Genomic DNA, 10,956 nt, shown 5'->3' with positions numbered 1-10,956 from the left:
AAGTCTTTGGAAAGGGGGTCTGGGGGGAGAACCTTTCTTCAGAAAGGTTTCCCCCCGGAAAGAACGAAGCGTAGAACCACAAACAAGAGATAATGAAAGCCGATGGCGGGTGCTGTCGGCTTTTTTCGGAAAGGAAATTGTGTATGTTAACTGCATTTCACGCGGCGGATATTCTTCTGCCTAAGGACGTAGATATGGAAAAATGGGCGGTCATTGCCTGCGACCAGTTCACAGCCGAGCCTGAGTACTGGGCGGAGACAAAGCAGATAACCGAGGGTGCTGTCACGGCGCTCGACCTTATTCTGCCCGAGGTGTACCTAAACGAGAAGGATGTTGACGAGCGCATCGCGAAGATACACGCGAATATGTTCGGGTATCTTGACACGGAAGTTTTCGAGGAGTACAAGGACGCGCTCATCTATATCGAGAGGGTGCAGACCGACGGTATAGTAAGAGCAGGCATTGTAGGTGCGATCGACCTTGAGCAGTACGACTACACGAAGGGTTCGACCTCGCAGGTAAGGGCTACCGAAGCGACTGTTGTCGAGCGCATCCCTCCGAGAGTGAAGGTAAGGAAGTCCGCGCCTGTGGAGCTTCCGCACATCATGATACTCATCGACGACGAGAAGAAGCAGGTCATCGAGCCGATAGCGGGCATGAAGGACAGCCTGAAAAAGCTGTACGGTTTCGACCTGATGCAGGGCGGCGGCCGCATCGACGCGTGGCTGCTGGACAGTCTTGCGCAGGAAGCGGTGTTCGGCGAGCTTGACAAGCTGGCGGACAGGAACGCTTTCAACCGCAGGTACGGTCTGACCGACGCCGAGCCGCTGGTATACGCGATGGGCGACGGAAACCATTCGCTGGCGACTGCAAAGGCGTTCTACGAGCAGTTGAAGGCTGAAAACCCCGACAAGGACATGAGCCGTCATCCTGCGAGATACGCGCTGGCGGAGATCGTGAACCTGCACTCGCCTGCGCTGAATTTCGAGGCTATCCACCGCATCGTGACGGGTGTTGACGAGGGCAAGCTCATCGCCGACATCACCGAAGCGCTGGGTCTCAGCGAGGGCAAGACCGACGGAAAGCAGTCCTTCGCCATCGTGAATAACGGCGAGACAAAGTGGTATACTATCGCAAACGAGTCGAGCAAACTGACGGTGGGGACCGTGCAGAATTTCCTCGACAAGTGGGTAAAGGACAACGGCGCGGAGATCGACTACATCCACGGAACGGATGTTGTGGAGAGACTTGCGGCGGCAGATGGCGCGGTAGGTTTCGTACTGCCCGATATGTCGAAGCAGGAGCTTTTCCCGACGGTCATCGCCGACGGCGCTCTGCCGAGAAAGACATTCAGCATGGGTCATGCAAGAGATAAGAGATATTACGTTGAGGCAAGAAAAATAACTGAGGATTGATTTATTATGGGGCACGTTATTGCTGCGGGGTTTTCACAGGAAAGTCTGACCGAACTGAAATTCCTGATGAAAAAGGCTACTTCGGATTCTGCGAATAAGATACCTTACGGTCGCGGATGCGACAGGGAACAGGCTGACAGTGTGTTCGGTTATCATATCTCACTGTTCAACTGGGCGAAGGAAAAGGACGGGACGATGCTGGGTCGGCTCTGCGGATATCAGTTCCGCAGCGCCTGCACTGTTTTCGCCGAAAAGCCTATCCTTCTGCACGGACATGAGGACAGCGTTATGCTCTGCCTGAAAATCCGCCCAGCCGACGGCTTCTACTCGCTGACAGACGGGCTCAAAGATACGCTCGGCCACAAGGTCGGTGAACATCCCCACATAACTCTCGCCGTCAGCAAAGACCACGGCAGAATACACAGGATGTACAAAAAACTTAAAAAATCTGAATTCTTTCCCCTCGAACTCACCGTAGACCACCTCGAACTCTACAAGGTCTGGAACCCCGTAGAACTCGTGCGCGAATATCGGTGATTGTGCGTTGACGGGACGTTTTACTGGGGGAAACCCTTTTAAAAAAGGGTTCTCCCCCAGACCCCTTTCCTAAAATTTTTAATACTTTTTGGCAAGGGGTGTTATGCTATTATAGATAGTATCGGTCGGCAGGTTTGTGATTCTTTTTTTAATGGCTTGGACTTTGCCAAAAAGACGTTCAAGGGAGGTTTACGCCTCATTTGCAGGATTATTCCAGATGGTCACTCTTGAAACGGTGATAGTCTATCTTTCCGACCACACCCAACAAACGACATATTAAAAGTCTTTGGAAGGGGGTCTGGGGGAGAACCTTTCTTCAGAAAGGTTTCCCCCAGTTAGATCTGCACTTTATATGGACAAGAAAAGCAATACAAGGAGAGGTAATTATGTTTTTAGACGAGGTAAAGGGCGAGCTGGTGGGGCACATTCTGCCTTACTGGGCGGCGCTTCGGGACGATGAGTTCGGCGGATTCTACGGGTACAGGGGGTTTGACCTTGTGCTTGACAAGAAAGCGGACAAGGGAGTCATTCTGCATTCGAGGATACTGTGGTTTTTCTCGGCTTGTTACGAGGTGTTGAAAGATCGGGAGTGCAGGGAGCTTGCCGACCATGCTTTCGAGTATGTGAAGAAGAACTGCATAGACTACGAGATGGGCGGAGTGTACTGGATGACGACCTTTGACGGGAAGCCTTCGGACGACATGAAGCACACCTACAACATCGCGTTCGCGGTGTATGCGCTGAGCTGTTACTACAATGCCACAGGCGTCAGGGAAGCGCTGGCGCTGGCGGAGAGACTGTTCGACGACATCGAGACGAAGACTCCCGACGAGTACGGATGCCGCGAGGCGTTCACACGCGACTGGAAGCTCGCGGACAACGAGGCGCTTTCGGAGAACGGTCTGCACGCGGAAAAGACGATGAACAGCGTTCTGCACCTCATCGAGGCTTACACCGAGCTTTACAAGGCTAACAAGTCTGAGAGGGTAGCGGAAGCGCTGAAAAAGCAGCTTTCCATCGTGGAGAACAAGATCTTCGACTACGACAGGAACGCGCTGAGGGTATTCTTCGACGAGAAATTCGAGCTCATCGGGGACATCCACTCTTACGGACACGACATCGAAGCAAGCTGGCTGACCGACCTTGCAGTCGAAACGCTTGGGGACAAGGAGCTTATCGGGAAGTTCAACGCTCTCGACCTCAGGCTTGCGGAGAATATATACAACATTGGTATAGAAAACGGAGCACTCAACAACGAGCGTGAGAACGACAAGATCGACCGCAAGCGCGTATGGTGGGTGCAGGCTGAGGGCGTTGTCGGCTTCGTGAACGCCTATCAGCACAGCGGCGACAAGAAATATCTCGAAGCGGCGAGAAGCATCTGGGAGTACATCAAGTCGGACATCGTGGACAAGCGCGAGGGCGGCGAGTGGTATTCGGAAGTCAGCTTCGAGGGCAAGCCCCACGACTTCAAGGAAGAAACGGGCCCGTGGAAGTGCCCCTATCACAACGGCAGAATGTGCCTTGAAATGCTGAAAAGAGGCGTTGAGCTGTAATGTTTTTGACGGAAACACATATGCACACGGCGGAAGTTTCGGCGTGTGCTTCTGCGAGCGGGGCGTTTCAGGCGGAGCAGTACAAGGCGGCAGGGTACGACACCATCATCATCACCGACCATTTTCTCAACGGGAATACGACTGTTGACAGGTCGCTGCCGTGGGAGCAGCAGGTGGAGAATTTCTGTGTCGGGTATGAGAACGCGAAGAAGCGCGGCGACGAGATAGGTCTGAACGTGCTGTTCGGGCTGGAGTATGCGTGGAGCGGGTGCGATCTGCTGGTGTACGGAGTGGACAAGAAGTGGCTGCTGGACAATCCGAACTGTTTGAACATGGATGTGCAGGAGTTTTGCGACAGGGTGCATATTGCGGACGGAGTCATCGTCCATGCGCATCCGTTCCGTGAGGCGAATTACATCAGGGAGATGAAGTTTCTGCCGTTATACACGGATGCGGTCGAGGTCTACAATGCGGGGAACCGCATGGAAAAGTGGAACGAGAGAGCGGACTGGTATGCGGAGCAGTACGGATTTGTGAAGACTGCGGGAAGCGACTGTCATCATGCGACCGAGAAAGATAGTGAGAATTATTTTGGTGTGTACACTAAAAATAAGATAGTGACGATAGAGGACTTTGTAAGAGCCATCAAGTACGGCGAAATAGAGGCACTCAAACATAGATGATCCAACCAATGACCCGAATTCGCCAGGCAGGGGCAGTGACCCCTGCACCAAATTCGCGGTGATTTGGCTACGCCAAATCTTGTTAGAGCGATCGGGAAGAAAGCTCCGCGCCCCATCAAACAAAATTACACGGTTTCGCCAGAGAATCAAAAAGTTTAGGAGGGGAGGGAGACCCCCGCCTTAGCTTCGCACGGCTACAAAGGCTCCCTCCCAGCAGGGGCTCGGGGACAGAGTCCCCGCCCCCGAGAGGCAGCTTCGACCCGAAAGAGAGCCAACCTACCAAGAACAAGAGATTTGCCGATTTTATTTTCGCGAGAGAGCGAAGCGATTCGAGTGAACCCCCCCGATTGACGCAAAGCGTCAATAAAACGACATCCCCCAAAAAAAAACAATCAACCCAAGAAACCCAAGAAATCCAAGAAAGCCATGAAAGGAACCCGAAATGAAGAAAACACCCGAGAAAACCGATGAGCAGCAGCAGACGCTCATCTGCGGACGAAACGCCGTGACCGAGGCAATAAAGTCGGGACGGAACATAGATACTCTTTATGTGAACAGGAACGCAGGCGGTTCGATAAGCCGAATCTGTGCGCTGGCGAAGGAAAGAGACATCATAGTGAAACAGGTCGATGACAAAAAGCTCGACCATATGTGCGCAGGGGCTGTACATCAGGGATGCGCGGCAATGCTCGGGTGCGCGGAGTATTACACCATCGAGGAAATACTCGAAGACGCACGTCAGAAGGGCGAGGATCCGCTCATCATCATCTGCGATGAGATAGAAGACCCCCATAACCTCGGCGCTATCATCAGAACGGCTGAGGCGGCAGGCGCTCACGGGATAATCATTCCGAAACGCAGGAGCGCGACGCTCAATTATACCGTGCATAAGACTTCGGCAGGCGCGGCAAGCTGGATAAAGACCGCAAGAGTGCCGAACCTCGCGGCGGCGGTCAAGGAGCTCAAGGCGGCAGGCGTGTGGATCTACGGCACCGATATGTCGGGCGATGATATCTATAAGACCGACCTCACAGGGGCGGCGGCGTTCGTTATCGGGTCGGAAGGGTTCGGCATGAGCAGACTGATGCGCGAAAACTGCGACTTCCTTGTGAGCCTGCCGATGTACGGACAGGTGAACTCGCTCAACGCTTCGGTGGCGGCAGGTATCTGTATGTATGAGGCCGTGAGACAGAGAAGAAAATGATGAGTATCACTCTTTCTGAGATCGTGTGGTGTGTGTATGGAAGAAAACGAGAACAAGAACTATAACAACAAGAATATAGGAAACAACAGACCGACCGCGGATGATATCATCCCCGCCATAGGTGAGAAATGGTTCACCGAGTTCGGCGGTGATGAGGACGACGAGCCCGTGCGTGAGACACATCATCGGCATTCGGGCGAACATCACGTTCATCATGAACATCGTGAGCATGAGCAGGAACATCACGAACACCGTGAACATCACGAACATCATGTGCATCACCGTGAGAACGTGAGACGTGAACCCGTCCGCAGGCGAACGGCTGAGCCTGAGCCGCCCGAAGAGGTCTTTTCGGATGTGGGGGCTGTTATCGGGGCTTACGCGGAGAAACCGCAGGCGGGATCCCGTGAGCCGCAGGAAAAGTTGTTTGCGGATGTTCACGACAACGACATCGCCGATATGAACGACGGCGCAGATTTCGCGGCGCGGGAGGATGTTCCCCCCGTTATCGCGGAGGAATACGCGGCGGAGGAGTTCGCGGAACTGCCCGACGAATATACGGACGACGAGACCGAACCCGTTGAGTACGTCAGAAGAAACGGCAACAGGGGCGCGGCGTTCACTATGAGGACTTCCGACGACCACGACCCGAAAAAGATAAGGAGCCGTCAGACCGAATACACCTCGGAGGCGGACAGGGACATCGTCAGGGAAAGCATCCTCAGGATGAGGTCGCATCTGATGGTCAGGAGCGCCGTGCTTCTCGTGGCTTCGGTGTTCAGCCTGTTCATCAGCATCGCCAACGACCTCGAACAGCCTATGGCGGCGGTCTTCGACAGGACTATCAACCCCTCGGCTTATATTTTTACCAACACTATACTCGGGATAATCGCCGTCGGGTTCTCCTACTCGGTGGTGGTGAACGGCTTCAAGAACCTGTTCAGACTGTCCCCCGACAGCGATACGCTGGTCTCGCTGAACCTTATCGCGGCTCTCATTTCGGGTCTGGTGACGCTGTTTGAGCCCGAATCGCTGAAATACGGGTATTTCCACATCTACACCTCGGCGGCGATAACGCTTCTGCTGGTCAGCACCCTCGGCAAACTCAGCATCGTGAGAAGAACGCTCAGGAGCTTCGACTTCATGACCGAGAGCGACGGGCTGGCGGCTGTTCAGCAGGCGGACGGCGACGAGCTGAGCAGTCTGCGGACGAGAAAACGCAGGGACATCGCCTTCATGAGAAAGACCGACATCGTCAGGGACTTCATGAAGAACAGCTATTCTTCCGATCTGGCAGACCTGTTCGCGGAAAAGACCGTGCCCGTGATACTGATCGCTTCGATACTGGTCGGGGCGCTGTCGTGGAAGTTCGACAAGCACGGCACCAACAATCAGGAAAAGATGTTCGTTCTGCTGGCGGCGATCTCGGGGACTATCTCGATATGTTCGGCGTTCTCGCTGGTGATGATAGCCAACCGACCGCTGACCAACGCCTGCAAGAAACTGCTGGGCTGTTCGGCGGTGCTGCTGGGCTACTCGTCGGTGGAAGAGCACGCGGACACGGACACTGTGGTGATAAGCGCACATCAGCTGTTCCCCGAGGGTTCGGTGGAGATAATGGGGCTGAAAATGCTTTCATCGCGGTTCAGCGAAGAGCAGGCGCTCCTTCTCGCGGCGAGTCTTGCGAAGGCAGGCGGAAGCGTGACGGCGGACGCGCTGTACGACAGGCTCGGGACAGGTGCGCGGCTGAGGACGGTGAACGTCTGCGTGGCGGAGCCTTCGATGGGCGTGTCGGGCTGGATAGACAGCAAGAGAGTGATGCTCGGCGGACGGGAGATGCTCGAAAAATATCACGTCAGGGGACTGCTGACGGCGGCGGCGGAAGAGCGTTTCGGGAAGAGAAGAGGAGCGGTATACCTTGCGGTGGCGGGTGAAGCCGTGATGATATTCTCTGCCGAGCTGAACGCGGACAGGCTGATGAGAAGGCAGATGCAGGCACTGGAATACGAGCGTGTGAGCATCAACATCAGGAGCTGTGACGCATTTCTGAAGCAGGAAAGTCTGGCGCATATGTTCGACATCAAGACGAGCAGTATCACGATGCTTCCCGAGAGCTGCGGAGACGAGTTCGACATCATATCCGAGCCTGCGGAGAGCGTATCGGCTTCGATGTTCTGTGAGGAGAATGCGGGGGCGTTTGCGATGCTGATAGTTGCGGCGAAGAGGGTAAAATACGCCGCGAATTTAGGTGTTGCGGTGCAGTACGGTTCGGTGATACTGGGAATACTGATAAGTGTGATATTGATGCTGATGGGTTCATTTGCGCAAATAAACCCGACGGTAATATTTGTATACAATATCATCTTTGTGGTATTGATGAAGCTGATACAGGATGTAAAGAGACTATAAAAGAGGTCGGTTCAGATGAACCGACTTTTTTTATGCAAACGCCAAATGAGCAGGTTACGCCAGGGAACTAAAAAGTTTAGGAGGGGGTCTGGGGGAGACCCTTTTCAAAGGGTCCCTCCCAGCAGGGGCTCGGGGACAGAGTCCCCGAACCCGAGAGATGGCTTCGTCCCGAAAGAGAGCCAACCATCCCCACCACATAAAATCGGCAAATCCCAGCCAACCACCAATAAAGGCGCAAAATGAAATCCAAGAACCAAACCCATCAAGAACAATCAGATTTGCCGATTTTATTTTCGCGAGAGAGCGCCAGCGATTCTCTCCCCCACCCCACCCAAACACACAAACAAAGACAAAAAAAGATCGCTCCCTCAAAAAGGAAGCGATCCGAAAAATCAAGTTTTATAAGAAACCGAACGAGAGATCAGAGATCAGTTTACAACGCTCTTCTCGGTCTCCTTGTCGAAGATGTGGATCCTGTTAGGATCGAAAGCAACCTGGATAACATCCTGAGGTCTTGCAGTAGATCTGGGCGATACTCTTGCAGTCAGCGGGATGCCCTCGCAAGTGAGGTACAGGTAGGTCTCAGCACCCATAAGCTCGGTAACTTCAACGGTAGCGTTGACAACACCTGTGGTAGCGTTGGAGATGAACATCTCTTCGTCATGGATGCACTCAGGACGGATACCGAGAACGATCTCGTGGTTAACCAGGGGCTCAAGAGCCTCGGGATCAGCCTTGGACTCGGGAACCTGAACGGTGAACTTAACGCCTCTGGAGGTCTTGGTGTCCTCGGAGCCGAACTCAACGAGGTACTTGCCGCCATCCTTGAGGAGCTTAGCGTCGATGAAGTTCATCTGGGGAGATCCGATGAAGCCTGCAACGAACTGGTTAACAGGATAGTTGTAAAGGTTCTGAGGAGTGTCGATCTGCTGGATGTAACCGTCCTTCATAACAACGATACGGTCACCCATCGTCATAGCCTCAGTCTGGTCATGAGTAACGTAGATAAATGTGGTACCCAGTCTCTTGTGGAGCTTGGAGATCTCGGTTCTCATCTGAGCACGGAGCTTAGCGTCGAGGTTGGAAAGAGGCTCGTCGAGAAGGAATACCTTAGGCTCACGAACGATAGCACGGCCGAGAGCAACACGCTGTCTCTGACCACCGGAAAGAGCCTTCGGCTTTCTGTCGAGCAGATGAGCGATGTCAAGAGCCTTAGCAGCTTCTTCAACCTTCTTAGCGATCTCGTCCTTAGGAACCTTGCGGAGCTTCAGACCGAAAGCCATGTTCTCGAAAACAGTCATATGAGGATATAGAGCGTAGTTCTGGAAAACCATTGCGATATCTCTGTCCTTAGGAGCGATGTCGTTAACGAGACGGTCGCCGATATACAGCTCACCCTCGGAGATCTCCTCCAGACCTGCGATCATACGCAGGGTAGTGGACTTACCGCAGCCCGAAGGACCAACGAGGATTATAAACTCCTTATCCTTGATCTCAATATTGAAGTCCGAAACAGCGATAACGCCGCCCGGATACTTCTTATAGATCTCTCTTAATGATACACTTGCCATTCAAATAGGACCTCCCTGAATTTATTTCATTTGGTACATAGCGGAAGGGATATAAAAAGCCACACTATCCCATTGCCGTTTTGCTATAGTAATATCATAGCAAATTTTTCATATACTTACAAGAGTTTTTTTGACTAAACTTTTTACAGCTGCTTTATAAATAATGACGAAAATTTCGCGGTGTATCAAGCGAAAATGAAAAATTGACTTTAATGGGGTATTATCTTTTCAACATCTTTGTGCATAATCTCCAAACAGCTTCCGAGGGGCAATTCGGGGTCGAGATCGAGTCCGCCTATCCGTACTCGTTTGAGATAAACCACCTTATTTCCAACGGATTCAAACATCCTTTTGACCTGATGGAATTTGCCCTCGCGGATGATGAGAGTGCAGGCGAAGGGGTCGGAATCATCGGGGGTAAGTTCGGCGGGGAGGCAGAGTTCGCCGCCGTCGATGGTGACGCCTTTCGTAAAAACGATTTCGTAGGAGGGGTCGTAGGGGTCGCGGAGGCGGACGAAATAGGTCTTGGGGACGTGTTTTGATGGGGCGAGCATATCGTGAGCGAGCTGACCGTCATCGGTGATGAGGACGAAGCCTTCGGTGTCCTTATCGAGCCTGCCTGCCGGGAAAAGGTCTTTGCGGCGGAGTTCGGGGGGGACGAGTTCGAGGACGGTGGGGGATTTTCCTTCTTTAGTAGAGCAGACGTAGCCCTGCGGTTTATTGAGCATGATATATAGGAACCTTTTAAACGTTATCGGGGAGCCGTCAACGGTAACGGAGGAGTTTTCGGAGACCTTATAGTCGGGGGTACGGACGGTAAGACCGTCGGCGGAGACCCTGCCATCTTTTATAAGTTTTTTAACATCCGAGCGAGAGAGATCGGTCCGCTGAGACGAGATAAATTTATCTATACGCATATTCTGCTCCTTTATAAGAAAAATATGAAAGCAGGGGCAGTGACCCCTGCACCAAATTCGCGGTGATTTGGCTACGCCAAATCATGTTTGAGCAATCGGGAAGAAAGCTCCGCGACTCATCAAACAAAATAACCGTGTTCGCCAGAGTCTCAAAAAGTTTAGGAGGGGTCTGGGGTGACCCTTTTCAAAGGGTCCCCCAGCAGGGGCACGGGGACAGAGTCCCCGTACCCGAGAGGTCGCACCGACCCGTAAGCGGACAAACGTCCCCACCAACATAAAATCGGCAAATCCCAACAAACCGTCAATAAAGGCTCAACATGAAAAAACCTAATCAAATTATAAAGAACAACAGATTTGCCGATTTTATTTTCGTGAGAGAGCGCAAGCGATTCGAGCGAAACCCCCTGTCGCACCGAAGGTGCGAGAAAGCACCTCACAATATAAAATAAAAAAATAAAAAAGCCGTCATACAAGTTCAATATTAACACAAACAGCCCCGAAAGTCAAGAGCAGTCAAAACCCAAGCCGCAAAAACCGCGCAATACCGCAGTTTTTCGGCGATTTTTGATGTTTAAGAAAAATTTACAGTCTGATAACACATTCGCAAAGATAGAAAATCAAGCCCGTAAAAGCGCAATTATTGTGCAAGTCACAGAAAATAGCT

Annotated in this window: 8 protein-coding genes; 6 read left to right on the top strand and 2 right to left on the bottom strand. The window is 52.5% G+C overall.

Going from position 1 to position 10,956, the window contains the following annotated elements:
- Nucleotides 1-143: 143 nt before the first annotated feature.
- The 6 genes from BT142_RS08690 to BT142_RS08665 all read left to right on the top strand — a co-directional run bounded on the left by BT142_RS08690 (nt 144) and on the right by BT142_RS08665 (nt 7,804).
- Nucleotides 144-1,415, top strand: a complete 1,272-nt coding sequence (locus BT142_RS08690; RefSeq protein ID WP_072417807.1) for a DUF1015 domain-containing protein — start codon at nt 144-146, stop codon at nt 1,413-1,415.
- A gap of 6 nt (nt 1,416-1,421) precedes the next feature.
- Entirely contained in the window at nt 1,422-1,952 is a 531-nt protein-coding gene (locus BT142_RS08685; protein WP_072417806.1) for a 2'-5' RNA ligase family protein, read from the top strand.
- A gap of 386 nt (nt 1,953-2,338) precedes the next feature.
- A complete protein-coding gene (locus BT142_RS08680; protein WP_072417805.1) occupies nt 2,339-3,508 on the top strand; it encodes an AGE family epimerase/isomerase in 1,170 nt (389 codons plus the stop codon).
- On the top strand, nt 3,508-4,191 hold the full coding sequence (locus BT142_RS08675; RefSeq protein WP_072417804.1) for a PHP domain-containing protein: 684 nt from the start codon (nt 3,508-3,510) through the stop codon (nt 4,189-4,191). Before BT142_RS08680 ends, BT142_RS08675 begins: the two co-directional genes overlap by 1 nt.
- Nucleotides 4,192-4,633: 442 nt before the next feature.
- Nucleotides 4,634-5,395, top strand: a complete 762-nt coding sequence (rlmB, locus tag BT142_RS08670; protein ID WP_072417803.1) for a 23S rRNA (guanosine(2251)-2'-O)-methyltransferase RlmB — start codon at nt 4,634-4,636, stop codon at nt 5,393-5,395.
- Between the two features lie 36 nt (nt 5,396-5,431).
- The gene (locus tag BT142_RS08665; RefSeq protein WP_072417802.1) at nt 5,432-7,804 is read left to right on the top strand and encodes a hypothetical protein; all 2,373 of its coding nucleotides are present in this window, start codon (nt 5,432-5,434) and stop codon (nt 7,802-7,804) included.
- A 428-nt stretch (nt 7,805-8,232) separates the two neighbouring features.
- On the opposite strand, the gene ugpC is transcribed toward BT142_RS08665, so the two are convergent.
- Together ugpC and BT142_RS08655 are read right to left on the bottom strand one after the other, a co-directional pair.
- Nucleotides 8,233-9,375 (bottom strand): ABC transporter ATP-binding protein, encoded by a 1,143-nt coding sequence (gene ugpC / locus BT142_RS08660; RefSeq protein ID WP_072417801.1) that lies wholly within the window; start codon nt 9,373-9,375, stop codon nt 8,233-8,235.
- Nucleotides 9,376-9,584: 209 nt separating this feature from the next.
- Nucleotides 9,585-10,292 (bottom strand): pseudouridine synthase, encoded by a 708-nt coding sequence (locus BT142_RS08655; RefSeq protein WP_072417800.1) that lies wholly within the window; start codon nt 10,290-10,292, stop codon nt 9,585-9,587.
- Nucleotides 10,293-10,956: the final 664 nt, after the last annotated feature.

This window comes from Ruminococcus sp. YE71 (assembly GCF_900119155.1).
Classification (GTDB): domain Bacteria; phylum Bacillota; class Clostridia; order Oscillospirales; family Ruminococcaceae; genus YE71.
The sequence above is the reverse complement of the archived record's forward strand: the minus strand, read 5'-3'. Positions and strand labels throughout refer to the sequence as shown.